This is a genomic window from Thioalkalivibrio sp. XN279, from assembly GCF_011089885.1.
Lineage (GTDB): Bacteria > Pseudomonadota > Gammaproteobacteria > Steroidobacterales > XN24 > XN24.
In genome coordinates this window covers 327,820-351,217 of sequence record NZ_JAANBD010000027.1, presented here as the reverse complement: position 1 = coordinate 351,217, position 23,398 = coordinate 327,820, and the positions used below count along the sequence as shown (strand labels likewise).

The window sequence follows — 23,398 nt, the reverse complement described above, 5'->3', positions numbered from 1 at the left end:
ATGACTCCCGAAATCGTCGAGCCCAGCCGGGCCCTCACCGGCGTCAAGTACGAGATCCGCGGCCGCCTTGCGCGGCGTGCCCTGGAGCTCGAGCGCATGGGTTACGAGATCATCGCGCTGAACATCGGCAATCCCGGGCTGTTCGGTTTCCGCACCCCGGAGACCATGCGCCTGGCGATGATCGAGAACCTGCAGGCCAGCGAGCCCTACTGCCACCAGAAAGGCATTTTCCCGGCGCGCGAGGCCGTGGTGATGCAGCAGCAGAGTCGCGGCGTCGTCGGCGTCACGGCCGAGGACGTGTTCATCGGCAACGGCGTCAGCGAGCTGATCGACCTGACCCTGCGCGCGCTGGTCAACGACGGCGACGAGGTGCTGATCCCCAGCCCGGACTACCCGCTGTGGACCGCCGCGACGGTGCTCAACGGCGCCCGCGCCGTGCACTACCCCTGCCGGCCGGAAAACGGTTTCCTGCCGGACCCCGAGGAGGTCGAGCGCCTGGTCACGCCGCGCACCCGTGCGCTGGTGGTGATCAACCCGAACAACCCCACCGGCCGCGTCTATCCGCGCGCGCTGCTCGAGTCGCTGGCGCGCGTGGCCGAGCGCCACCGGCTGGTGGTGTTCAGCGACGAGATCTACGACGCCATGACCTACGACGGCGCCGAGCACGTGCCCATGGCGACGCTGGTGCAGGACACCCTGTGCGGCACCTTCTCCGGCCTGTCCAAGGTCTATCGCGCCTGCGGCTACCGCGTCGGCTGGGTGGTGTTCTCGGGCAGCCGGGACACCGCCGACCGCTACCTCGAGTCGGTCGAGCTGCTGTCGGCGCTGCGCCTGTGCGCGAATGTGCCGGGGCAGTGGGCGGTGCAGACGGCCATCGGCGGCTACCAGAGCATCCGCGACCTGGTCAGCCCCGGCGGGCGGTTGTACGAATCACGCCAGGCGGTGATCGACGGTGCGGCGGGCAGCAAGTTCATCGACCTGGTCACGCCCGACGGCGCCATGTACGCCTTCCCGCGCATATGCACCGACGAGTTACCGGACTTCGACGACGAGCGCTTCGCCTACCAGCTGCTCGAGCACAAGCACGTGCTGGTGGCGCCGGGGGTGAGCTTCAACACCCGCTATAACAACCACTTCCGCATCACGACGCTGCCCGAGCCTGCGGTGATCGGCGAGGTCTTCAGCCGCATCGAGGACCTGTTGCACGACTGGTCGGTGGCCAAGGCGTCCTAGCCTGTGCTGCTCGGGCGCACCGCCGCCAGGCCGCGCGCCCGAGCAATCTATTCGGACGTTTCCGGCGGCGCCAGCCGCTCCAGCAGGTAGGCGTAAATCAACGCGTTGAGGTAAGCGCGCTGCTGCAGGTTGGCCGCCGCGCCATGGCCGCCCTCGATGTTTTCGTAGTAGAGCACCTCGTGACCCTGGTCGAGCATTTTCGCCACCATCTTGCGCGCATGACCGGGATGGACGCGGTCGTCCCGAGTCGACGTGGCGAAGAAGGCGACGGGGTATTCGGCCTCGGCGGAGACGTTCTGGTAGGGCGAATAACGGCTGATGTAGGCCCATTGCTCGGGATCGTCTGGATTGCCGTACTCGCCCATCCAGCTGGCGCCGGCCAGCAGCAGGTGGTAGCGCTGCATGTCGAGCAGGGGGACCAGCGAGACCACGGCGTTGAACAGGTCCGGCCGCTGCACCATCACCGCGCCCGTCAGCAGGCCGCCGTTGCTGCCGCCGAGGATGCCGAGGTGCTCGGGCGCAGTGATCTTGCGCTCGACGAGGTCTTCGGCCACAGCGATCAGGTCGTCGAATGCGCGTTGCCGTTTCTCCTTCAGCGCCGCCTGGTGCCAGCGCGGGCCGAACTCGCCGCCGCCGCGAATGTTGGCCAGCACGTACACGCCGCCACGCTCCAGCCACGCGGAACCCGTAATGCCCGAGTAGCTGGGCAGGTAGGGCACTTCGAAGCCGCCGTAAGCGAAAACCAGGGTCGGGTTGTCGCCGTCGGCCTCGAAGCCGGGCGGCGTGACCACGAAGTAGGGGATCTTCTCGCCGTCGGCTGACACCGCCTCGTATTGCGCCACCCGCATTCCCGTGGCGTCGAACCACGATGGTTCGACGCGCGCCTGCCTGCCCTGGCCGCTTGCCGCATCCGCCTCGTACAACGTGGTCGGGCTGAGGAAACCGGTGTAGGTGTAGAAAAAGCGGTCCGAGCGGTCATCGGTCGTGACCACTTCCACGTTGCCCAGGCCGGGGACCTCGAGATTTTTCCCGTGCCAACCGTTTTCGTCATGGGTGAAGCGCAACAGGCGGCCGATGACGTTGTCCAGCACGGAGACCAGCACCACGCCCTCGGTCTTGTACACGGCGGTGATCGACGAGCGCGCATCCGGCGCATGCACCAGCGCAATCTCCGGCGTGTCGCCCATGAAGCTCGCCACCGGGCCCGCCACCAGCGCGCCCTGGGGGAAAACCGCTGCGCCCACCTGCCAGTCGGATTTCAGCTGCAGCAGCAGCTGGCCGTCGAGGACGCCGGCGATGTCGGCGTCGCGGGGCGCATTCAGCTCGCGGATTTCGTCGCCGATCACGAGGTGGTAGATGCGCGAGAAGGTGTCGGGCACCCGGATGATGAAATCGTAGTACGCGTCGCCGTCCCAGTAGCGCGAGCCGAAGGTGCCGACGTCGTCGCGTGCGCCGGCGAACAGCGTCTCGGCTTCCGCCATGGGTGTCCCGCGGCGCCAGACCTGTACCAGCCGCGGGTAGCCCGAGGTGGTCATCTGCTCGTCGGTGAACGCCGGGCCGAGAAAGACCGAGTCGCGGTCTCTCCAGCCGATGTTGCTCTTGGACTCCGGCAGGACGAAGCCGTCGGCGACGAACTCCCCTTTTTCCAGGTCGAATTCGCGCTGCACGGCGGCGTCGGCGCCGCCGACGGAGAGCCCGACCAGGCAACGGTCGTAGTCCGGATAGCGACAGCTCGAGCCGGCCCAGACCCAGTTCCGGTCCTCGGCCGCCGCGAGCTTGTCGAGGTCCAGCAAGACCTCCCACGCCGGGGACTCGCCGCGGTAGCTGTCGAGCGCGGTGCGGCGCCACAGGCCGCGCACGTGCTCGGCGTCACGCCAGAAGTTATAGACCATGCCGCCGCGCAACGCGGGCATGGCGATGCGGTCGTCCGAGTTGAGGATCTCCAGGGCGCGCTCGTGAATGGACTCGAATGCCGGGTGCGCTTCGAGGCGCGCCTGCGCGCGCTGGTTCTGTGCCCGGGCCCAGTCCAGGGCGCGCTCGCTCTCGACCTCCTCGAGCCAGAGGAAGGGATCGTCTGCAGCCATTGCGTTTCCTGTCATCGCCAGCGCGCCGCACAGCGCGATCGCGGTTGCCTTTTTCATGCACCTGCTCCACACACCGGACACGCCGGATCACGTTCCAGCTTCAATGTACGCCAGTCGTTTTCGATGGCGTCGTACAGCAAAAGTTTCCCGCTCGCCGCAGGTGCGCAGCCGCTGGCGATCTTGAGGGCCTCGACGGCCATGAGGCTGCCGATGACCCCCGGCACCGGGCCCAGCACGCCGTTGCCGCGGCAGTTTTCGAGGCCCTCCGCCTCCTCCTGCCACAGGCAGCGATAGCAGGGCCCGCCGGGCCGGTCGAGGCGGAACACCGCCAGCTGGCCCTCGAAGCGGATCGCGGCCCCGGACACCAGCGGCTTGCGCGCGCTGACGCAGGCGCGGTTCAGGGCGAAGCGGGTGCCGAAATTGTCGCAGCAATCCAGCACCACGTCGGCGGCGGCCACGGCGTCCAGCAGGGTGTCGTCCATGAGGCGCGCATTGACCGGCACCACCCTGGTGTCGGGATTGAGCGCGGCGAGGCGCTCGGCGGCCGCCTCTGCCTTGGGCCGGCCGAGGTCGGCCCCGGTGAACAGCACCTGGCGCTGCAGGTTGGTCACGTCCACCGTGTCGAAGTCGCTCACCACCAGGCGCCCGATGCCCGCCGCGGCGAGGTAGAGCAGCACCGGCGAGCCGAGTCCCCCGGCGCCGATCACCAGGGCGGTCGCCGCGCGCAGGCGCGCCTGCTCGTCCGGGCCGAAACCCGCCAGCGCCAGGTGTCGGGCATAGCGTTCAGCGCTCATCGGCTCACTCCACGAAGCGACACTCGGTGACGCGGTCGCGCCCCGCCGCGTCCTTGTGCAGGGTGATGTCATGGTAGTGCTGCGCCTCCATGAGGCGGCGCAGCGCCATGTGCTGGTCCGGGCCGTGCTCCAGCAGCAGCCAGCCCTGGCGCACGATGTAGTTGTGGGCGCGCTCGAGGATGGCACGGAAGCAGTTCATGCCGCCGACCCCGGCGTCCAGCGCCAGCCTCGGCTCGAAGCGCGCATCGCCGCGCCCGAGGTGCGGGTCGTCTTCCGCCACGTAGGGCGGGTTCCCGACCACGATGTTGAATTTCTCTCCCCGCACCGCGTCGAACCAGTCGCTCTCGCGGAATTCGACGTTGTCGATTTTCTGCAGCTTGGCATTGCCCCGCGCCAGTTCCAGCGCGGCGAGCGAGATATCGACGCCGATCACCTGCGCGCGCGGCCGCTCGCGCGCGATGGCCAGGGACACGGCGCCCGAGCCGGCGCCGAGGTCGAGCACGCGTGTCTCCTCGTCCTCCGGCAGGCGTAGCAGCGCCCGCTCCACGAGGAGCTCGGTCTCGGGGCGCGGGATCAGCACGGCCGGCGTCACGCGCAGCGGCATGGACCAGAACTCGCGGATGCCGGTCATGTAGGCAATCGGCTCCCCGGCGAAACGCCGGCGCAGCAGCTCCTCGTAGCACGCGGCCTCTTCCTCGCTGAGTTGCTGCTCCGGCCAGGCATGCAGGAAGCTGCGCGGCTTGCGCAACACCATCCCCATGAGCAGCTCGGCGTCGAGGCGCGGGCTGTCGCTGACGCGGCGCAGGATGGCCGTGCCGTCCTCCAGGTATTGCCGTATCGACAGGTCGTAATCGCTGTCAGCCATGAGTGGCCCGGTGACCTCAATTGGGGCGTGTAGAATACGCGCAGCTTGCCGGGCGCGCGACACCTGCGCCGGCCGTCGGCGGCTGGAGGAGTCATGAGAATCTACCGCAACGTGCTCGAAATGGTCGGTGAAACGCCCATGCTCGAGGTCACCCGCATCGACACCGGGCCGTGCCGGCTGTTCCTCAAGCTGGAGCTGGCCAACCCGGGCGGCTCGATCAAGGACCGCATCGGCATCTCCATGATCGAGGAAGCCGAGAAGCGCGGCGACATCCGCCCCGGCGACCTCCTGGTCGAGGCCACGGCGGGCAACACCGGCATCGGCCTGGCGCTGGCTGCGGCGCAAAAGGGCTACCAGCTGGTGCTGGTGCTGCCCGACAAGATGAGCCAGGAAAAGATCTTCAACCTGCGCGCCATGGGCGCCGAGATCGTGCTGACCCGCTCCGACGTCGGCAAGGGCCACCCGGAGTACTACCAGGACCTGGCCCAGAGCATTGCGCGCGAGCGTGGCGGCTACTACATCAACCAGTTCGGCAACCCCGACAACCCGCGTGCACACGAGCTGACCACGGCGCCGGAAATCTGGCAGCAAATGGAGCACGATGTCGACGCGATCGTGGTCGGCGTCGGCTCCAGCGGCACCATCTCCGGAATGACACAGTTCTTCCGCGAGGCTGCGCCGGATCTCGAGTTCGTGCTGGCGGACCCGGAGGGCTCCATCCTCGCGCATTACATCGAGACCGGCGAGATCGTGCCCGGCGGGCCCTGGCTGGTGGAGGGTATCGGCGAAGACTTCGTGCCCGATATCTGCGACCTGTCGATGGTCGGCAAGGCCTATACGATCAGCGATGCCGAGTCGTTCTCCGCCGCGCGCGAGCTGCTGCGCAAGGAAGGCGTTCTCGCCGGGTCATCTTCCGGCACGCTGCTGTCCGCTGCGCTGCGCTACTGTCGTGAGCAGACCAAGCCAAAGCGGGTGGTGGCTTTCGCCTGCGACACCGGCAACAAGTACCTGTCGAAGCTCTACAACGACTTCTGGATGGAAGACCAGGGCTTCATCAAGCGCCCGCAGCACGGCGACCTGCGCGACCTCATCGGCCGGCCGCACGAGCATCGTGCCACCATCACGGTGGGCGCCGACGACATCATCACCACGGCGCACAACCGGCTGCGCAACGCCGGTTTCTCGCAGCTGCCGGTGATGGAGGGGGAGCGCCTCGTGGGCGTCATCACCGAGGACGACATCATTCGCTACACCTTCGGCCGCCCGCCACGGATGGCGGAGAAGGTGCGCAACGCCATGCGCACCAGCTTCCTCAAGGTGGACAAGGCGACCTCGCTGGAAAACCTGGTCGCCCTGCTGCACGGCGACTCTTACGCGGCGGTCACCGAGGACGGCGGGCAGCGTTTCCTCGGCCTCATCACCCGCTCCGACGTGCTCAATTACCTGCGCCGACTGCACCAGGACGACAACCATGACCAGCAAGACTGACGGGCTCGCTTTCGGCACTCGCGCCATCCATGCCGGCCAGTCGCCGGACCCGGCCACGGGCGCCGTGATGCAGCCGATCTACGCCACCTCGACCTACGCCCAGTCCAGCCCCGGCGTGCACCAGGGCTACGAATACTCGCGCACCCAGAACCCGACGCGCATGGCCTGGGAGCGCTGCCTGGCGGACCTCGAGGGCGGCAGCCACGGTTTCGCCTTCGCCTCCGGCATGGCAGCCATCGCCACGCTGCTCGAACTGCTGGATGCCGGCAGCCACGTGGTGGCGATGGACGATCTCTACGGCGGCACGGGCCGGCTGTTCAACCGGGTGCGGGCGCGCACGGCCGGGCTGCGGGTCAGCTACGCCGACCTCTCCGACCCGGACAGCCTCGACGCGGCCATGCGCGACGACACGCGCATGGTATGGATCGAGACGCCCACCAATCCGATGCTGAAACTGGTGGACATCGCTGCAGTGAGCGCGGCGGCGAGAGCCCGCGGCGCCCTCGTGGTGGTCGACAACACCTTCGCCAGCCCCTGGGGTCAGCGGCCGCTGGAACTCGGCGCCGACATCGTCATGCACTCCGCGACCAAGTACCTGAACGGCCATTCCGACGTGGTCGGCGGCGTCGTGGCGGTGCGCGACGCGGCCCTGGCCGAGCAGCTGGCCTTCCTGCAGAACTCCATCGGCGCCGTGGCGGGCCCTTTCGACAGCTTCCTCGCGCTGCGCGGGGTGAAGACGCTGGCGCTCAGGATGGAGCGCCACAATGCCAACGCGCTGCAGATCGCGCGCTGGCTGGAGGGGCGCGCCGGCGTGGAGCGTGTGATCTATCCGGGGCTGGAGTCGCATCCGCAGCATGCGCTGGCGCTGCAGCAGATGGCCGGCGGCGGCGGCATCGTCAGCTTCGACATCGCCGGCGGGCTGGATGCGGCGCGCCGTTTCCTGGAGAACACGCACCTGTTCACCCTCGCTGAGAGCCTCGGCGGCGTGGAGAGCCTGGTGAACCATCCCGCCATCATGACCCACGCCTCGGTACCGCCAGAGACGCGCGCGCGCCTGGGCATCAGCGACACGCTGATCCGGCTGTCGGTGGGGGTCGAGGACTGCGCCGACCTGTTGGCCGACCTGGAGCATGCGCTCGCCGCGGCAACCGGCTAGGCGCGTGTTGCCGAGTCGCGCAGGAACGCCGGCACCGGCAATCCCTTCGAGGCCAGGAACTCGGGGTTGAACAGTCGCTGCCGGTAGCGCAGCCCCGAGTCGCACAGGATGGTCACGACGGTGTGGCCTGGCCCGAGCTTATGCGCCAGGCGGATCGCACCAGCCACGTTGACGCCGCTGGAGCCGCCCAGCAGCAGCCCTTCTTCCTGCAGCAGGCGGAACACCAGCGGGATCGACTCCGTGTCCGGCACCTGGAACGCGTGATCGACCACGGCTTCCGCCAGGTTCTTCGTCACCCGGCCGTTGCCGATCCCCTCGGTGATGGAGTTGCCCTCTGACTTCAGTTCGCCGTGGGTGAAATGGTTGTAGAGGGCTGAGCCGCAGGGGTCGGCCAGGCCGACCTGCACGCGCATGTCCCGCGCCTTGAGCGCGCGGCCGACGCCGGCGAGGGTGCCGCCGGTGCCCACGGCGCAGATGAAGCCGTCGATGCGCCCCGCGGTCTGCTGCCAGATCTCCGGCCCGGTGGTGGTGAGGTGGAAAGCGTAGTTGGCGGTGTTGTCGAACTGGTTGGCCCACAGGGCGCCGCTGGGCTCGCTTGCCGCGAGTTCTGCGGCGAGGCGCTGCGAGACGTGGACGTAGTTGTCAGGGTTCTTGTACGGCACGGCCGGGACCAGCCGCACTTCCGCACCATAGGCGCGCAGCGTGTCGATCTTCTCCTGGCTCTGCGTCTCGGGCATGACGATGACGGTGCGATAGCCCAGCGCATTGCCGACCAGCGCGAGGCCGATCCCGGTGTTGCCGGCGGTGCCCTCGACGATGACGCCGCCGGGCCGCAGCTGTCCGCGGGTCTCGGCGTCGCGCACGATGCCGAGCGCGGCGCGGTCTTTCACCGAGCCGCCCGGGTTCATGAACTCAGCCTTGCCGAGAATCTCGCAGCCGGTCTCCTCGGACGGGCCGCGCAGGCGGATCAACGGCGTGTTGCCGATGGCCTCGAGTACGCTCGGTAGCACTCCCATGCGACTTCCTCCAGTGCGCTCACTCGCCCAGGGCGGCCAGCTGGTCGGCCTGGTATTCGTCCGCCAGCGGCCCGATGACCTGGTCGAGGTCGCCCGCAAGGATATCCTCGAGCCGGTACAGCGTCAGGTTGACGCGGTGGTCGGTGACGCGTCCCTGGGGAAAATTGTAAGTGCGGATGCGCTCGGAGCGGTCGCCGGACCCGACCTGCAGGCGGCGGCTCTGGGCCTGCGCCGCGTCGCGGCGGCTGCGCTCCGCGTCCATCAGGCGCGCCTGCAGCAACGACATCGCGCGCGCCCGGTTCTTGTGCTGCGAGCGCTCGTCCTGGCACTCCACCACGATGCCGGTGGGCAGGTGGGTGAGGCGCACCGCCGAGTCGGTCTTGTTGACGTGCTGGCCGCCGGCGCCCGAGGCACGGTAGGTGTCGACCCTGAGTTCCGCCGGGTTGATCTCGATCTCCTCCATCGCCTCCGGCTCCGGCAGCACGGCCACGGTGCAGGCGGAGGTATGGATGCGGCCCTGGGACTCGGTTTCGGGCACGCGCTGCACCCGGTGCGCGCCGGACTCGAACTTGAGGCGCGAATACACGCCATGGCCGACCACGCGGCTGATGATCTCGCGGTAGCCGCCGTGCTCGCCCTCGCTGGCGGAGAGGATCTCCATGCCCCAGCCCATGCGCTCGGCATAGCGGCTGTACATGCGGAACAGGTCCCCGGCAAAGATGGCAGCTTCGTCGCCGCCCGTGCCGGCGCGGACTTCCAGGAAGATGTTGGCGTCGTCCAGCGGGTCGCGCGGCACGAGGTGCTTCTTCAGCGCGGCCTCGAGGTCTTCCAGGCGGGTCTCCAGGCCGGCGAGTTCCTCCTCGGCCATGGCGCGCAGCTCCGGGTCGCGGTCGTTCGCCATCTCTGCGGCGGCGTCCTGTTCGGCGCGGGCCTGGCGCCAGGCCCGGTAATCACGCACCACCGGCTCGAGCCGCGCGTACTCGCGCGACAGCTCGCGGAAGCGCGCCTGGTCGGCGATGGTCTCGGCGTCCGACAGCAGCGCCGCCACTTCCTCGTGGCGGTCCACGAGGTCCGCCAGCTTGCTGACGATGGAGTCTTTCACTCCTGGTCTGCTTCGAGGCCGAACAGGCGGCGCGCGGCGTCGAGCAACTCCTGGTCGCCTTCCTCGCCGGCACGCCGCAGGCTGACGCTGGGCAGGTGCATCAGCTTGTTGGTGAGGGTCTTGGACAGGAAGTCCATCACCTCCGCGGGCGAGCGGCCGGACTCGAGCATGCGCTGCGCCTGGGCGTTGACGGCGTTGCGGATCTCCTCCGCGCGGCTGCGCACGGAGCGGATGGTCGGCGCCGCATCGCGCGTCTTCAGCGTCTGCGTGAAGCGCACCACCTCGACGTCGATGAGGCGCCGGGCGTGCGCCGCCGCTTCCTCGCGCGCCTTGATGTTTTCGTCCACCACGCCCTGCAGGTCGTCCACGGTGTAGAGGTAGACGTCCTCGAGCTCCGACACTGCCGGCTCGACGTCGCGCGGCACCGCGAGGTCGACCATGAAGATCGGCTTGCGCTTGCGTGCTTTCAGGGCGGCCTTGACCATCGGCTTGGTGATCAGCGGGTCGGGGCTCGCGGTGGAGCAGATGACCATGTCGGCGGCCGGCAGGTGGTCGGGGATCTCGCCGAGCTCGATGGCGAAGCCCTTGTGTTCCTGGGCCAGCTTGCGGGCGCGCTCGATGCTGCGGTTGGCAATAACGATGCGACCGATGCCGCGGCCCGACAGGTGCTGCGCCACCAGCTCGATGGTCTCGCCCGCGCCCACCAGCAGGGCCGAGTGCTGCGAGAAGTCGGCGAAGATCTGCCGCGCCAGGTTGACGGCGGCGAAGGCGACCGAGACCGCGGAGGCGCCGATCTCGGTATCTGTGCGCACCATCTTGGCGACCGAAAACGCCTGCTGGAACAGCGAATGCAGCATGGGGCCGGCGCTGCCTGCCTCGGTGGCGATGCGGTAAGCCTCTTTCATCTGCCCGAGGATCTGCGGTTCCCCGAGCACGGCGGAGTCGAGGCCGCAGGCCACGGTGAAGGTATGGCTCACGGCCAGCTGGTTCTCGAGCTGGTACAGGCAGTCGTTGGCGCGATCGCCGAGGTGGTGATAGTCGTTCAGCCACTCGCGCACGTGCGCCAGCCCCTTTTCCGCGCAGTGCCCGTAGAACTCGGTGCGGTTGCAGGTGGAGACGATCAGCATCTCGTCCACCTGCGGCAGCCGCACGAGTTCCTGCAGCGCCACCGGCAGCCGCTCCGGGTTGAAGGCCAGCTTCTCCCGGATCTCGACGGGTGCCGAGCGATGATTGACGCCGAGGACTTTGATGGACATCAGGTTATGAAGCGCTTTCGCCCGGTGGGGATGACGGGTAATTGTCCGGTAAGCCGTACCGCGGTGACAAGCGACGCATGTTCACGGAGCTCTGTTTTCATGGGGTATAGTGGCTTTCCGAGAGCCGGCCAGACCCCATGAGACTGCTTGCCCTACCTTTGCTGCTGATGCTCGCCGCGTGCGCCGGGCCTGGCCCGGGCACGCCCGCGCCCGACGAGTCCGCGCCTGATTTCGGCCGCCCCGGCGAGCCGGACTACCACGTCTTCATGGGGGAGCTGGCGCTGCAGCGGGAAAAGCCGGCGCTGGCCGCGACCGAGTTCCTGCGCGCCGCACGGGTGAGCGAGGACACCGCGCTGGCGGAACGCGCGGCCCGCTTCACCGCGGCCTACGGCACGCCGGAGGAGGCCCTGGAAGCGGCGGAGCTGTGGGCCGCCCGCTCGTCCGAGTCACTGCATCCCCAGCGCCTCCTGGTGCGCGCCAACCTCGCGCTCGGCCGGTCCGGCCCGGCGGCCGCGGGTCTCAGGCGCCTGCGTGACGCCGGCGGCGATGGCGGGCGCGCCTTCATCGCCCTGCTGCCCCTGGCCGGCGAGGCGCGTGACCCGGGCGTGGCGCTGGAAGCCATGAGCGCCGTCACTGCGGATTATCCCGCCGATCCGAGCGCAGCCTACGTCGAGGGCTACCTGGCGTTGAGCACGGGGCAGACGGAAGCCGCCCGGGACGCCGTCCGGCGTGCGCTGGCGCTGGAACCCGGCTGGATCGACGCTGCGCTCCTGTATGCGCGCACCCTCGAGGCAGCCGGCGAGGCGCAGGCGGCGCTTGACTGGCTGGCGGCCCACGAGGCTGCGGCAAGCCGCGAGCTGCGCCTGGAGCGCGCCACCATCCTGATCAACGCGGAGCGCGCGGACGAGGCGCGGACATTGCTGGAAGCCCTGCTGGACGAGGCGCCGGCGGACCCGGAGGCGCTGCGCGCCCTGGGTTACCTCGAATTCCATGCGGGCAGGGCGGCGGAGGCCAGGACGGCCTTGATGACCCTGCTCGAGCACGGCGAGTACACCAACGACGCGCTGTTCTACCTCGGCGGCCTGGCCGAGCAGGAAGGCAATATCGAGGAGGCGGCGCGCCTGTATTCGCGCGTCGATGCCGGGGAGCACCTGGTCACTGCACAGGTGCGCCTGGCGCTGCTGATGTTCCGCATGGGCCGGCCGGAGCTGGCGCTGCAGCACCTGGAGCTGTTCGCCCAGCGCAACCCGGGTGCGGCCATCGAGCTCGGCGTGGCACGCGCCGAGCTGCTGTCGCGGCTGGGCCGGCCCGAAGAGGCGGTCGCCGTCTACGACGGATTGCTCGAGCGCCTGCCGGACGAGGTGGGGCTGCGCTACGCGCGCGCCATGCTCGGGGTCGAGCTCGGCCGGGTCGATGCTGCGGTGGCCGATTTCAGGCACATCGTCGGCTTGCGGCCGGACGATCCCGTGGCCCTCAATGCCCTGGGCTACACCCTGGCGGACCTGACCGAGCGCCACGACGAGGCCTATGAGCTGATCAGCCGCGCCCTGGCGCTGGACCCGGAGAACCCCGCCGTGCTCGACAGCATGGGCTGGGTGCTGTTTCGCCTCGGCCGGCCCGTAGATTCGCTGCCCTACCTGGAGCGCGCGCTGACGCTGCAGAACGACCCGGAGATCGCCGCGCACCTGGGCGAGGTCCTGTGGACGCTCGGGCGCAAGGAGGATGCGCGCGCCACCTGGCTGGAGGCGCTGGTCGAATTCCCCGGCAGCAGGATTCTCCTCGACACCATGGGCCGCCTGGACCCCTGAGTCATGCTGCGCCTTGCAGTACACTGTCGTGCGTTTAGCCGCAGGGGCGTCCGGTTTCTTATAATCCCGGTCCTGGCCGCGTTGTTCGCGGGTTGTGCAGGACCGGCAGAGCGACCTCAGGCGCCGGGAGTGGATTGGTTGGAAAGGCGGGATATGCTGCGCGAAATCGAAGAGTTCCGCATGGAAGGGCGGCTGTCGCTGAACACGGGTCGGCGCGGCTACAGCGGCACGGTGTCGTGGGAACAGAACGACGACATCGTGGACTTCCGTTTCCGCGGGCCGTTCGGCTTCGGCGGATTCCGTATCCACGGCGACCCGAACCAGCTGCGCGTGAAGACGACCTCCGGCGACGAGCTCCTGCTGCGCGACCCGGAAAAGGAAATGAGCGAGCGTTTCGGCTGGAGCCTGCCGGTGCACAGCATGCGTTACTGGATTCTCGGCGTCTCCGACCCGGGCCTGCCGGCGAACGAGGTGCCGGACGCCGACGGCCTGCTGGACAGCATGGAGCAGGCCGGCTGGCTGGTGCGCTACGACAGCTACGGCGAGGCGGAGGGCCTACTGCTGCCGCGCCGCCTCGACATGGAGCGCGGGGACGTGCGCATCCGGGTGATGACCGACCGCTGGGACATCCCGGGCGCGGGCACGCTGGCGCGGAGATGAGCCCGGCGTGGCCGGCGCCGGCCAAGCTGAACCTGTTCCTGCACGTGACCGGCCGGCGCCCTGACGGCTATCACGAGCTGCAGACCGTCTTCCAGCTGCTGGACTATGGGGACGAAATCGTCGTCGAGCCGCGTGCGGACAGCCTCGTGCTGAGGCCGGAGGGGGCTGCCGGCGTCCCGGCAGAGTCCGACCTGGTGGTGCGGGCGGCGCGGCGCCTGCAGGCGGCCGCGGGGTGCCGCCAGGGAGCGGAGATACGGGTCAGGAAGCGCATTCCTCTCGGCGGCGGGCTCGGCGGCGGCAGTTCCGACGCCGCCACGACGCTGGTGGCGCTGAACCACGCCTGGGGGCTCGGCTGGTCGCAGGAGCGTCTCGCCGCGCTGGGGCTGGAACTCGGCGCCGACGTGCCCGTGTTCGTGCACGGGCGCACGGCCTGGGCGGAAGGCGTGGGCGAGAAGCTGACGCCGCTGGCGCTGCCGCCGGCGTGGTACGTGGTGCTGTGTCCGGGCTGCGAGGTCTCTACGGCACGGGTCTTCAGCGACCCTGAATTGACACGTGATACCCCAAAAACGACAATTAAGGGCTTTGTTTCGGCCGGTGGGCGGAATGATTGCGAGCCGGTCGTGCGGCGCCTGTACCCGGAGGTCGGGGCGGCGCTGGACTGGCTGGCGCCTCGGGCTCGCGACGGCGCCCGGCTGACCGGAACCGGCGGTTGCGTCTTCGCGCGCTTCGCTTCCGCCGCCGCCGCCGAGGCGGTGCTGGCTGCGATGCCGGTGCGCTGGACGGGATTTGTGGCGCGTGGGGTCGGCGAAAGCGCGTTGCTGGCACGGTGCCGCGCCGGCTGAAGAGACCCGGCAGGCGGCGCCCGGGGTTATCGGCGACTGGGGTGTAGCCAAGTGGTAAGGCAACGGGTTTTGATCCCGTCATGCGGAGGTTCGAATCCTCCCACCCCAGCCATTACAGGGCGCGCAGGCGGCGCCGAAGAGTCATAGGGCAGGCGCTCCAGGGGAGGCAGGCGTGGTTCACGAAGCAGGTCACATGGCGGTGTTCTCGGGTAATGCGAACCGGGAGCTGGCCGAGAGTATTGCGCGCCACCTGGGTTTCCCGCTGGGCAGGCTGCAGGTGGGGCGCTTCAGCGATGGCGAGGTCACCGCCGAGGTGCTGGAGAACGTCCGCGGGCGCGACGTGTTCATCGTGCAGCCGACCTGTCCGCCGGTGAACGACAACCTGCTCGAGCTGCTGGTCATGGTGGACGCCCTGCGGCGCGCGTCGGCGGCGCGCATCACCGCTGTGATTCCCTACTACGGCTACGCGCGCCAGGACCGGCGTCCGCGCGCCCAGCGCGTCGCCATTTCCGCCAAGCTGGTGGCCAACATGATCACGCATGCCGGCGTCGACCGCGTGCTGACGGTGGACCTGCACGCGGACCAGATCCAGGGCTTCTTCGACATCCCGGTGGATAACGTCTACGCCTCGCCGGTGCTGTTGCACGACGCGTGGAAGCAGCGCTACCAGAACATGATCGTGGTTTCGCCCGACGTGGGCGGGGTGGTGCGGGCCAGGGCCCTGGCCAAGCGGCTCGACGACGCCGACCTGGCGATCATCGACAAGCGTCGCCCGCGCGCGAACGAGGCGCAGGTCATGCATATCATCGGCGACGTCCGCGGCAAGACCTGCCTGCTGGTCGACGACATGATCGATACCGCCGGGACGCTGTGCCAGGGCGTGGCGGCACTGAAGAACCATGGCGCGGAGAAAGTCTACGCCTACATCACGCATCCGGTGCTTTCCGGGCCGGCAGTGCAACGTATCAACGATTCGCTCCTCGACGGCCTGGTGGTGACCGACACCATTCCGCTGTCCGAGGCGGCGCGTGCCAGCGAAAAGATCCGCCAGCTCAGCGTGGCGGAGATGCTCGCCGAGACCATGCGCCGGATCAGCGACGAGGAATCCGTCAGCTCGCTCTACGTGGACTGAGCCGACAGGAGCGGCGTTCCGGGGTCGGGACGCCGGGTCGGCATGCGCGCAAGCCTGGTCGCGGGCCCGCGCTGCCGGAATTTTTGTTTAACGGAGAAACCAGATGAGCCAGAAATTCGAGCTTTTTGCCGAAGACCGGCCTGACCAGGGCAAGGGTGCGAGCCGCCGCCTGCGTCGGGACGGCAAGGTGCCCGCCATCCTGTACGGCGCGCACCGTGATCCGCGGGCACTGTCCCTGAACCACAACGCGCTGATGCACCACCTCGAGAATGACGCGTTCTTCTCGAGCATCCTGACGGTGACCACGGGCGACAAGTCCCAGCCCTGCATCCTCAAGGACGTGCAGCGTCACCCCTACAAGAACCAGGTGCTGCATGTGGACCTGCAGCGGGTGCTGGAGGACGAGGAGATCCGCGTTTCGGTGCCGTTCCACTTCCTGGGCGAGAACACCGCCCCGGGCGTGAAGGCGGGCGGCGTCGTGTCGCGCGTCATGAACGAACTGGAAATCAGCTGCCTGCCGAAGCACCTGCCGGAATACATCGAGGTGGATGTGTCCGACCTGGAGCTGGAAGGCGCCCGCTCGCTGGGCGAGGTCAAGCTGCCCGAGGGTGTCTCCATCTACGGTGGCGAGGAGATGCTCGACCAGCCGGTGCTGATCATTCATCGTCCGCGTCGCGAGGAAGAGGAAGAGACCGAGGGCGAGACTCCCGAGGGCGAGGTTCCGACCATCGGAGCCGAAGAGCCCGAGGAGGACTGATCCCGGGGCGAGGCCGAATAATGCTTCCGGGCCGCCTGTCGCGCGGCCCGGAAGCGTTTTGGCCCTGTTTTCGGTATTGACCCATGAGCGCGAACTCCCGCATCCGCATGATCGTCGGGCTCGGCAACCCCGGGCCGGAATACGAGGACACCCGGCACAACGCGGGCTTCTGGCTGGTCGACCTGCTGGCGCAGCGCCATGGCGGGGCTTTCCGCTCCGAACGCAAGTTCAACGCCGTGACGGCGAACAGCCGCATCGAGGGCGTAGAGGTGCTGCTGCTCAAGCCGCAGACCTTCATGAATCGCAGCGGCCAGGCGGTGCAGGCTGCATCGTCTTACCTGAAGGTTCCCGTCGAGGAGATCCTGGTCGTGCACGACGACCTGGACCTTCAGCCGGGGGATGCGCGCCTCAAGCTCGGCGGGGGTCACGGCGGGCACAACGGCCTGCGGGACCTGGTCGCGCACCTGGGCGCCGGGTTCTGGCGCCTCCGCCTCGGCATCGGTCATCCAGGCAACCGCGCCGAGGTGATCGACTACGTGCTCAAGCGGCCTTCCCGGGAAGACGAGTCGCTGATCCGCAACGCGGTGGCCGAGGCTGCCGACGTCATCCCGATCATGCTGGGGCGTGGCGAGCAGCCTGCCATGCACCGGCTCCACACCCGCGCCGCCGCCACACCCAGCAAGGCCGGCGACGCCAAACCCACGGTTCCGGAGTAAGCGCATGGGCATCCGAGTCGGAATCGTCGGCCTGCCGAATGTCGGCAAGTCGACGCTGTTCAACGCTCTCACCCGCGCGCGTATCGCGGCGGAAAATTATCCCTTCTGCACCATCGATCCCAACGTCGGCGTGGTGCCGGTGCCGGATCCACGCCTCAAGGCGCTGGCGGACATCGCCAGGCCGCAGAAAGTGCTGCCGACGACCATCGAGTTCGTCGACATCGCGGGCCTGGTGCGGGGCGCGTCCAAGGGGGAAGGCCTCGGTAACCAGTTTCTCGCCAACATCCGCGAAACCGACGCCATCGCCCACGTCGTGCGCTGCTTCGAAGATCCGGACGTGGTCCACGTCGAGGGCCGCGTGGACCCGGTCGGCGACATCGAGGTCATCAACCTCGAGCTGGCGTTGGCGGACTTCGACACCGTGACCCGGCACCTCGAGCGCGCGGTGAAGGCGGCGAAAACGGGCAAGAAAGAAGACCTCGCGCGCCGCGACCTGCTGGCGCGGGTGGCGGATCACCTCGACCAGGGGCGCCCGGTCCGCTCCATGGCGCTGGACGAGACGCAGCGCGAAATGCTGCGCGAGCTGCACCTGCTCACGGCCAAGCCGACGCTTTACATCGCCAACGTGGCGGAAGACGGGTTCGCGAACAACCCCCAGCTGGTCACCGTGCGCGAGATCGCTGCGGCGGAAGGCGCCGAAGTCGTGGCCGTGTGCGCCGCCATGGAGGCGGAGATCGCGCAGCTGGAGGAGGCCGACAAGGGGGAGTTCCTGGCCGAGCTGGGGCTGGAGGAGGCGGGTCTCGATCGCGTCATCCGCGCCGGCTACAAGCTGCTGGGCCTGCACACCTTCTTCACCGTGGGCCCGAAGGAAGTCCGCGCCTGGACCGTCCATGTCGGCGCCACCGCCCCCGAGGCGGCCGGCGAAATACACACGGACTTCCAGCGCGGCTTCATTCGTGCCGAGGTCATCGCCTACGCGGACTTCATCGCCTGCGGCGGCGAGTCGAAGGCGAAAGAAACCGGCAAGATGCGCGTCGAGGGCAAGGATTACGTCGTCCGCGACGGCGACGTGATGCATTTCCGCTTCAACGTCTGAGGCGGTCCGGCCACGGACGCAGCTTCAGGCGTGCGCGGCCTGCGGCACGATGCGCTCGGCGAGACGGGCGGGGTCGAGCAGCCGCACGGTGCGTCCCTGGACTGAGACCAGGCCTTCCCGCTGCAGCGCGCCGAAGCTGCGGCTGACCGTCTCCAGGGTCATGCCGAGATAAGACGCGATGTCCTGCCTGGGCATCGGCAGCTGGATCACCGTGGCGCCGCTGCACTGGCACGCGTCGCGTCGCGGACCGGTGCCTTCGAGCAGGAACCAGGCCAGGCGCTGTCCGGTCTGCAGCTGCCCCAGCACGCGGTGAACCTCCCGCGCCCGGGCGATCTGGCTGCCGGCGATGCGCAACACTTCGCGCCACAGCTCCGGTGCGGTGGTGAGGCGGTCGAGCAGCTTGCCGACCGGGATGCGGCACACGCTGGTGGGTTCCAGCGCGAGCGCAAAGCCACGATGCTCGCTGATCTCGATGCGCTCGAGGCCGAGTACGTCGCCCGGGCCGTGGAAGCCGACCACCTGTTCACGGCCCTCGAGGTCGAGCTCGCAGCTTTTCAGCGCGCCGGTGGAAATGACCCAGATGGAGCTGCGTCTCTGGCCCGCCATGTACAAGGTGGCGCCGGCTTGGAGATGCTGCTGTTCCAGCACGGACTCCAGCAGTGCATCCGGCAGCCCGCGCCGGGAGCTGTCGTCGCACAGGCCGGGTAGCGGGCAGGTGGAGCAGCAGTGGCCGTTGCCGGCCCCGGTGCGTACGGCGGGATGCGCGGGCGCGACGGGTGCGCGCAGCTGGTCGAGCGCGTTCATTAAGGCACCGCCAGCAGGCGACTGATCGATTGCTCGTGGCCGTGCACCATGTCGCCGATGGTCTGCTTGTCGAGTTCCGCAAGGAATGCGGCCAGGGCGCGACCGAGCGCCGGGGCCAGTCCGCAGTTGGGCGTCAGGCGGCAGGTATTCTCGGCGCGGAAACATTCCACCAGCCCGAGGTCCTCCTCCGTCCTGCGCACGACGTCGCCGAGACGGATCGTCTCCGCCGGCTTGGCCAGCACCAGGCCGCCGTTGGGGCCGCGCTGCGCGACCACCAGCTCCGCCCGTGCCAGCGTGTTCACCACCTTCATCAGGTGCGCCTTGGAAATCCCGTAGGCATCCGAGATTTCCTGGATGGTGCAGCGCCTCTCCGGGTGCACTGCCAGGTAGATCAGCACCCGGAAGGCGTAGTCGCTGAAATAGGTCAGTCTCATGTCGGTCACCCTCCGGCGACACACCGCCACGCCGGCATTGATGCATGTTACATGAAACAAATAGGTTGAACAAAATAGGTAATTTCCGCCGGCGCCGCATGGTGCTCAGCCGGGTACCAGGAGCAGGGCGCCGAGGGGGTGGTGCAGGCGCGCCACGGAATAGATAAACAGGAAGACGCCGCAAGCCGCGGTGAAAGCAAGCACGCGCCCGGCCTGGCTGCGGGCGCGTCGCAGGGCGACATTGCCGAGCACGATGTACAACAGCAGCAACAAGACCTTTGTCGTCAGCCATGACTGCTGGAACGGATATTGCTGGATGATGGTGGTGAGCCAGAGCGCCGACGTGAGCAATACGGTGTCGATGACGTGCGGCAGCGAGCGCAACACCAGCCCGTGGGGCAGCTGGTGCCCGGCCAGGACCCAGGCCCCGCGCAGCAGGAAGAGCGTGAACGACAGCGCCACGCTCCAGACGTGGACCTGCTTGACCCAGTAATAGAGCACTGGACGCGCCTCAGCCAGGCGCCCCGTCGACGCGGGGGCGAAAGTAGACGGGCAGCCGGCGTGCCGCCCATGCGCCCAGGCACAGGGTCCACAGGAGGGCGCCGGTGCCGGACAGGCCCAGGGTTGCGCCTGGCAGGAACTCACCTGCCACCCGCAGCGCGACCGCGAACTGGAGGCCAAGGAAGATTCTCCAGTCCCAGGCGTCAAGCATCAGCGGCCGACCCGAGTGCCCGAGGGTCACGCGTGTCACCATGGCGACCAGCATGCTGCCGATGAACCCCATCCCCAGCATGTGCATCCCGGCGCGCGCCGGCACCCAGTCGATCCCGAGCGCTGTGCCCAGATCTGCGGCCGCGGCGAGGACAAGACCGCCAGCCAGCCAGCCGAAGGCGTAATGCAGGCAGGCCATGAGCCGGTTCTCCATGCGCTGGCCCGGCCACCACTTGAGGGCGCACAGCAGGGCGATTCCGGCCAGGGGCAACGTGGCGAGCCAGCGCAGTGCGGCGAACGGTTCGAGCAAGGCACGGGCAAGGCCCAGGGCGGCGAAGCCGTACAGCACCCACGCCGGTTGCCAACGCACATAACCGGGCACCACGCGCGAAGTGAAGAAGGGCAGCATGCGGTGGCAGACGGCGAAATACACCACCAGCAGGAAGGCCCACAGTCCGAGCGCCCGGACCAGGGGCCAGGCCGAGAAGTCCCAGCGCAGCAGCGCGACTGTGAAAAGGGCTGCGCCGGCCACTCCGGCCGCCAGCCCTGCCAGCGCCACGAAGGCGTGGGGCACGCCTGAGCTGGCGCGTGCCAGCGACCGCGCCAGCAAGCCGAATGCGGCCAGCATGGATGTTGCCAGCAGCAGCCAGCCGGCGGCATGCAGGCGGGTCGATACCAACAGGCCGGCCAGCGCGAGCACTTGGCCCAGGTTGAGCAGCCAGAACACCAGCAGCGTGACCCCACGCGATATCTCCGGCGCCGGCATCCAGCGCGGGAACACCGTCCAGAGAAAGCCGTACATGAAGGGCGTGAACACGGCGAACAGCATGGCGCCGCCGTGCACGAGGAGCGCGGGGACGCCCGGCTCGAGGACCTGAATGCCGCCCAGGCGCGCACCCAGCAGGGCCGTCCACCAGGCCGACCAGGCCAGCAGCCACGTGATCCCGGTGGCGAAGAACAGCCGGTGCGGCGCCGCAGAGAAAGTGGACCAGCGGTCGCGAGCGCGGGTTGCGAGAGGGTGGCTCATGAGGTTGAAAGTGGGCGGTCCCGCCATGGGGGTGGCGGGACCGCCCGACCGCTTTACTCGGCTGCCTGGGCAGGGGCAGTCGAGCCGGCCTTCACCGGTGCCTCTTCGCGTCGCCCGACGAACAGCCGGAACACGAACAGGGCCAGGGCGCCGACGCCGACGCTGAAAATGACGTCGCCTGGCACGCGCAGCCAGACCAGGGTCTGCATCAGCGGCTGCTGCAGGAACTCGGCCGAACGCGCGTACCAGAAGCCCTCGGTGACGCTGGCATAGACCTGCATCAGCCCCAGCGGCAGCAGGCTGAATACAGCCATTGCGGCCAGGCCGAGATTCAGCGACCAGAACGACACCTTGAGCAGCTTGTCATCCCAGACGCGGCGGTAGTTGAGCCCGCGCAGGCAGAACAGCATCAGGCCGATGCCGAGCATGCCGTAGACGCCGAACAGGGCGGTGTGGCCGTGCAGCGGCGTGGTGTTCAGCCCCTGCATGTAGTACAGCGCCAGCGGCGGGTTGATGAGGAAGCCGAACAGGCCGGCGCCCACCAGGTTCCAGAACGCGACGGCGATGAAGAACATGATCGGCCACTTGTAGGTCGCCACCCAGCCGCGATGCTGCGAGGCCTTCCAGTTCTCGTAGGCCTCGAAGCCGATCAGCACCAGCGGCACCACCTCCAGCGCGGAGAAGGCCGCGCCGATGGCCAGCACCGCCGTCGGCGTGCCGGTGAAATAAAGGTGGTGGAAAGTGCCGAGCACGCCGCCGGTGAGGAACACGATGGTGGCGAACAGCACGGCCGTGACCGCGTTCTTCGCCCGCACCAGCCCGAGGCGGACGAACAGGAAGGCGATTACGGCCGTGGCGAAGACTTCGAAGAAGCCCTCGACCCACAGGTGCACCACCCACCAGCGCCAGTACTCGACGATGGCGAGGTGGGTGTGCTTGCCCCACATCAGGCCGGCGCCGTAGAACAGCCCGATGGCGACGGTGGAGAGGAACAGCAGGATCACCAGCGGGCGTGCCTCGTCCTTCTGCTTCAGCGCCGGCCACAGCGCGCGGCCGACCAGCGTCAGCCACAGCATCAGGCCGATGAAGAGGAAGATCTGCCAGAAGCGGCCGAGGTCGACGTACTCCCAGCCCTGGTGGCCGAACCAGAAGTTCACGTCCAGCCCGAGCTGCTGCATGACGCCCAGCCACTGGCCGACCATGGAGCCGAGCACGATGATGAGCAGGCAGGTGAAGAGGAAGTTGACGCCGAGGCGCTGGAACTTCGGCTCGTGGCCGGAGATGGCCGGCGCGATGTAGAGCCCGGTCGCCAGCCAGGCGGTGGCGATCCAGAGCACGGCCAGCTGGGTGTGCCAGGTGCGGGTGACGACGTAGGGCAGGACCTCGGACAGGTTGAAGCCATAGAAACCCTGGCCCTCGACGGCGTAGTGGGCCGTGATGCCGCCGAGCACGACCTGCAGGCCGAACAGCGCGGTGACCACCCAGAAGTACTTGGTGGTGGCGCGCATGGACGGAGTCGGCTGGAGGTTATGCAGCGGATCGACCTGCGGCACCTCGGGCGGTGCCTCCTTGCCGTGCATCACGGCGTAGTGCCAGGCCAGTGCGCCGACGCCGGCCAGCAGGATCAGGATGCTGACGAAAGTCCACATGAAGGCAGCGCCCGTCGGCACGTTGTCGATGAGTTGCTCGTGCGGCCAGTTGTTGGTGTAGCTGATGTCGTCGCCGGGGCGGTTGGTGGCCGCGGCCCAGGAGGACCAGAACACGAAGGCGCCGAGCAGCTGGCGGCGCTCTGCGTCCGGCACCGGGAACTGCTTCATGGCATAGGCCTCGCGCAGCTCGTCCAGCGCCGGCTCGTTGCCGAACAGCCCGTCGTAGTGGGCGGCGACCGCGCGGATTGCGGCCGCGCGCTCCGGGGACACCGTCACGCTGCCGGTGGCGGGGTCGTAGGTGTTGGCGCGCATTTCTTCCTTGAGCCGGCTCTGCAGCGCGGCCTGGTCGGACGCGCCGAGCTGCTCGTAGGGCAGGCCGAAGGCTGCCGCGGCGTAGACGTCGAGCAACGCCACCGCTTCACGGTGCAGCCAGTCGGCGCTCCAGTCGGGCGCCACGTACGCGCCGTGGCCCCAGATGGAGCCCTGCTGGTGACCGCCTGTGGTCTGCCACACCTGGCGACCACGCTCCACGTCGACGCGGGTGTAGAGCACCTCGCCGTCGGTGGTGACGAAAGCCTCGGGGACCGGCGGCATGGCACGGTAGATCTCGCCGCCCATGAAGCCGAGGATGCCGAAAGACACCAGCAGGATGCCTGCCAGCGTCCACCAGAGCCGTTTGGTGTCGTACATGAACTTTCTCCCGGTTTGCCCGCCCGCGGTGTCGCGAGCCCTGGAGCGATTCTGCGAGGGGCGGCAGGGCTGCGCCTT

21 protein-coding genes and 1 tRNA gene are annotated in these 23,398 nt (G+C 68.6%); 11 read left to right on the top strand and 11 right to left on the bottom strand.

All coding sequences use genetic code 11. The features are described from left to right. A complete protein-coding gene (locus tag G8346_RS08590) occupies positions 1 to 1,233 on the top strand; it encodes an aminotransferase class I/II-fold pyridoxal phosphate-dependent enzyme (RefSeq protein ID WP_166050212.1) in 1,233 nt (410 codons plus the stop codon). Between the two features lie 47 nt (positions 1,234 to 1,280). Here G8346_RS08590 and G8346_RS08585 read toward each other — a convergent pair whose 3' ends face one another. Genes G8346_RS08585 through prmC form a run of 3 tightly spaced genes read right to left on the bottom strand, consistent with a single transcriptional unit; the run spans position 1,281 to position 4,976 of the window. Continuing rightward, positions 1,281 to 3,374 carry a prolyl oligopeptidase family protein gene (locus G8346_RS08585; RefSeq protein WP_166050209.1) on the bottom strand — a complete coding sequence of 698 codons (2,094 nt, stop codon included), beginning with the start codon at positions 3,372 to 3,374 and terminating at the stop codon, positions 1,281 to 1,283. Beyond that, a complete protein-coding gene (locus G8346_RS08580; RefSeq protein WP_166050208.1) occupies positions 3,371 to 4,111 on the bottom strand; it encodes a HesA/MoeB/ThiF family protein in 741 nt (246 codons plus the stop codon). Before G8346_RS08580 ends, G8346_RS08585 begins: the two co-directional genes overlap by 4 nt. Before the next feature lie 4 nt (positions 4,112 to 4,115). Then, a complete protein-coding gene (prmC, locus tag G8346_RS08575; RefSeq protein ID WP_166050207.1) occupies positions 4,116 to 4,976 on the bottom strand; it encodes a peptide chain release factor N(5)-glutamine methyltransferase in 861 nt (286 codons plus the stop codon). 93 nt (positions 4,977 to 5,069) lie between these two features. Between prmC and G8346_RS08570 the strand changes: the two genes are divergently transcribed. Together G8346_RS08570 and G8346_RS08565 are read left to right on the top strand one after the other, a co-directional pair. Beyond that, on the top strand, positions 5,070 to 6,464 hold the full coding sequence (locus tag G8346_RS08570; RefSeq protein ID WP_166050205.1) for a pyridoxal-phosphate dependent enzyme: 1,395 nt from the start codon (positions 5,070 to 5,072) through the stop codon (positions 6,462 to 6,464). Next, on the top strand, positions 6,448 to 7,620 hold the full coding sequence (locus tag G8346_RS08565) for a cystathionine gamma-synthase (protein WP_166050203.1): 1,173 nt from the start codon (positions 6,448 to 6,450) through the stop codon (positions 7,618 to 7,620). Before G8346_RS08570 ends, G8346_RS08565 begins: the two co-directional genes overlap by 17 nt. Here G8346_RS08565 and G8346_RS08560 read toward each other — a convergent pair. From G8346_RS08560 to hemA, 3 genes are read right to left on the bottom strand one after another with little or no spacing between them, the layout of a single operon-like run. Further along, on the bottom strand, positions 7,617 to 8,636 hold the full coding sequence (locus G8346_RS08560; protein ID WP_166050201.1) for a cysteine synthase A: 1,020 nt from the start codon (positions 8,634 to 8,636) through the stop codon (positions 7,617 to 7,619). The genes G8346_RS08565 and G8346_RS08560 overlap by 4 nt on opposite strands. A gap of 19 nt (positions 8,637 to 8,655) precedes the next feature. After that, positions 8,656 to 9,738 (bottom strand): peptide chain release factor 1, encoded by a 1,083-nt coding sequence (prfA, locus tag G8346_RS08555; RefSeq protein WP_166050199.1) that lies wholly within the window; start codon positions 9,736 to 9,738, stop codon positions 8,656 to 8,658. Beyond that, positions 9,735 to 10,994 carry a glutamyl-tRNA reductase gene (gene hemA, locus G8346_RS08550; RefSeq protein ID WP_166050197.1) on the bottom strand — a complete coding sequence of 420 codons (1,260 nt, stop codon included), beginning with the start codon at positions 10,992 to 10,994 and terminating at the stop codon, positions 9,735 to 9,737. The genes prfA and hemA overlap by 4 nt, the downstream gene beginning before the upstream one ends. A gap of 137 nt (positions 10,995 to 11,131) precedes the next feature. Here hemA and G8346_RS08545 point away from each other — a divergent pair, with 137 nt between their 5' ends. From G8346_RS08545 to ychF, 8 genes are all read left to right on the top strand, one after another. Further along, on the top strand, positions 11,132 to 12,802 hold the full coding sequence (locus tag G8346_RS08545) for a tetratricopeptide repeat protein (protein WP_166050195.1): 1,671 nt from the start codon (positions 11,132 to 11,134) through the stop codon (positions 12,800 to 12,802). A 3-nt stretch (positions 12,803 to 12,805) separates the two neighbouring features. Continuing rightward, positions 12,806 to 13,462 carry a lipoprotein insertase outer membrane protein LolB gene (gene lolB / locus G8346_RS08540; RefSeq protein ID WP_240901375.1) on the top strand — a complete coding sequence of 219 codons (657 nt, stop codon included), beginning with the start codon at positions 12,806 to 12,808 and terminating at the stop codon, positions 13,460 to 13,462. Further along, positions 13,459 to 14,304 carry a 4-(cytidine 5'-diphospho)-2-C-methyl-D-erythritol kinase gene (gene ispE, locus G8346_RS08535; RefSeq protein WP_166050191.1) on the top strand — a complete coding sequence of 282 codons (846 nt, stop codon included), beginning with the start codon at positions 13,459 to 13,461 and terminating at the stop codon, positions 14,302 to 14,304. The genes lolB and ispE overlap by 4 nt, the downstream gene beginning before the upstream one ends. A gap of 37 nt (positions 14,305 to 14,341) precedes the next feature. Further along, positions 14,342 to 14,416 (top strand) — tRNA-Gln (locus tag G8346_RS08530). Positions 14,417 to 14,497: 81 nt separating this feature from the next. Continuing rightward, positions 14,498 to 15,436 carry a ribose-phosphate diphosphokinase gene (locus G8346_RS08525; protein WP_166050637.1) on the top strand — a complete coding sequence of 313 codons (939 nt, stop codon included), beginning with the start codon at positions 14,498 to 14,500 and terminating at the stop codon, positions 15,434 to 15,436. Between the two features lie 103 nt (positions 15,437 to 15,539). Continuing rightward, complete coding sequence (locus G8346_RS08520) at positions 15,540 to 16,193, top strand: 50S ribosomal protein L25/general stress protein Ctc (RefSeq protein ID WP_166050189.1); 654 nt, start codon at positions 15,540 to 15,542, stop codon at positions 16,191 to 16,193. 83 nt (positions 16,194 to 16,276) lie between these two features. Further along, complete coding sequence (gene pth, locus G8346_RS08515) at positions 16,277 to 16,909, top strand: aminoacyl-tRNA hydrolase (protein ID WP_166050187.1); 633 nt, start codon at positions 16,277 to 16,279, stop codon at positions 16,907 to 16,909. Between the two features lie 4 nt (positions 16,910 to 16,913). Continuing rightward, a complete protein-coding gene (gene ychF, locus G8346_RS08510) occupies positions 16,914 to 18,005 on the top strand; it encodes a redox-regulated ATPase YchF (protein ID WP_166050185.1) in 1,092 nt (363 codons plus the stop codon). A gap of 24 nt (positions 18,006 to 18,029) precedes the next feature. Here the strand turns inward: ychF and G8346_RS08505 are convergent, their stop codons facing one another. The 5 genes from G8346_RS08505 to G8346_RS08485 all read right to left on the bottom strand — a co-directional run bounded on the left by G8346_RS08505 (position 18,030) and on the right by G8346_RS08485 (position 23,320). Next, entirely contained in the window at positions 18,030 to 18,809 is a 780-nt protein-coding gene (locus tag G8346_RS08505) for a Crp/Fnr family transcriptional regulator (protein WP_166050183.1), read from the bottom strand. Further along, a complete protein-coding gene (locus G8346_RS08500) occupies positions 18,809 to 19,243 on the bottom strand; it encodes an Rrf2 family transcriptional regulator (protein ID WP_166050180.1) in 435 nt (144 codons plus the stop codon). Before G8346_RS08500 ends, G8346_RS08505 begins: the two co-directional genes overlap by 1 nt. Before the next feature lie 105 nt (positions 19,244 to 19,348). After that, positions 19,349 to 19,744, bottom strand: a complete 396-nt coding sequence (locus G8346_RS08495; protein WP_166050178.1) for a SirB2 family protein — start codon at positions 19,742 to 19,744, stop codon at positions 19,349 to 19,351. Positions 19,745 to 19,754: 10 nt separating this feature from the next. Continuing rightward, positions 19,755 to 20,981: an NnrS family protein gene (locus G8346_RS08490; protein ID WP_166050176.1), complete on the bottom strand. Its 1,227-nt coding sequence runs from the start codon at positions 20,979 to 20,981 to the stop codon at positions 19,755 to 19,757. A gap of 53 nt (positions 20,982 to 21,034) precedes the next feature. Further along, positions 21,035 to 23,320, bottom strand: coding sequence for a nitric-oxide reductase large subunit (locus G8346_RS08485; RefSeq protein WP_166050173.1), 2,286 nt, complete (start codon positions 23,318 to 23,320; stop codon positions 21,035 to 21,037). Positions 23,321 to 23,398 lie beyond the last annotated feature (78 nt).

Bases quoted from the DNA above. Each gene is read 5' to 3' on its own strand.
- G8346_RS08590 (WP_166050212.1), top strand. From the start codon at position 1: ATGACTCCCGAAATCGTCGAGCCCAGCCGGGCCCTCACCGGCGTCAAG.
- pth (WP_166050187.1), top strand. From the start codon at position 16,277: ATGAGCGCGAACTCCCGCATCCGCATGATCGTCGGGCTCGGCAACCCC.
- ychF (WP_166050185.1), top strand. From the start codon at position 16,914: ATGGGCATCCGAGTCGGAATCGTCGGCCTGCCGAATGTCGGCAAGTCG.
- G8346_RS08500 (WP_166050180.1), bottom strand. From the start codon at position 19,243: ATGAGACTGACCTATTTCAGCGACTACGCCTTCCGGGTGCTGATCTAC.
- G8346_RS08490 (WP_166050176.1), bottom strand. From the start codon at position 20,981: ATGAGCCACCCTCTCGCAACCCGCGCTCGCGACCGCTGGTCCACTTTC.
- lolB (WP_240901375.1), top strand. From the start codon at position 12,806: ATGCTGCGCCTTGCAGTACACTGTCGTGCGTTTAGCCGCAGGGGCGTC.
- G8346_RS08570 (WP_166050205.1), top strand. From the start codon at position 5,070: ATGAGAATCTACCGCAACGTGCTCGAAATGGTCGGTGAAACGCCCATG.
- prmC (WP_166050207.1), bottom strand. From the start codon at position 4,976: ATGGCTGACAGCGATTACGACCTGTCGATACGGCAATACCTGGAGGAC.
- G8346_RS08485 (WP_166050173.1), bottom strand. From the start codon at position 23,320: ATGTACGACACCAAACGGCTCTGGTGGACGCTGGCAGGCATCCTGCTG.
- G8346_RS08585 (WP_166050209.1), bottom strand. From the start codon at position 3,374: ATGAAAAAGGCAACCGCGATCGCGCTGTGCGGCGCGCTGGCGATGACA.
- G8346_RS08565 (WP_166050203.1), top strand. From the start codon at position 6,448: ATGACCAGCAAGACTGACGGGCTCGCTTTCGGCACTCGCGCCATCCAT.
- hemA (WP_166050197.1), bottom strand. From the start codon at position 10,994: ATGTCCATCAAAGTCCTCGGCGTCAATCATCGCTCGGCACCCGTCGAG.
- G8346_RS08560 (WP_166050201.1), bottom strand. From the start codon at position 8,636: ATGGGAGTGCTACCGAGCGTACTCGAGGCCATCGGCAACACGCCGTTG.
- G8346_RS08520 (WP_166050189.1), top strand. From the start codon at position 15,540: ATGAGCCAGAAATTCGAGCTTTTTGCCGAAGACCGGCCTGACCAGGGC.
- ispE (WP_166050191.1), top strand. From the start codon at position 13,459: ATGAGCCCGGCGTGGCCGGCGCCGGCCAAGCTGAACCTGTTCCTGCAC.
- G8346_RS08505 (WP_166050183.1), bottom strand. From the start codon at position 18,809: ATGAACGCGCTCGACCAGCTGCGCGCACCCGTCGCGCCCGCGCATCCC.
- G8346_RS08525 (WP_166050637.1), top strand. From the start codon at position 14,498: ATGGCGGTGTTCTCGGGTAATGCGAACCGGGAGCTGGCCGAGAGTATT.
- G8346_RS08545 (WP_166050195.1), top strand. From the start codon at position 11,132: ATGAGACTGCTTGCCCTACCTTTGCTGCTGATGCTCGCCGCGTGCGCC.
- G8346_RS08580 (WP_166050208.1), bottom strand. From the start codon at position 4,111: ATGAGCGCTGAACGCTATGCCCGACACCTGGCGCTGGCGGGTTTCGGC.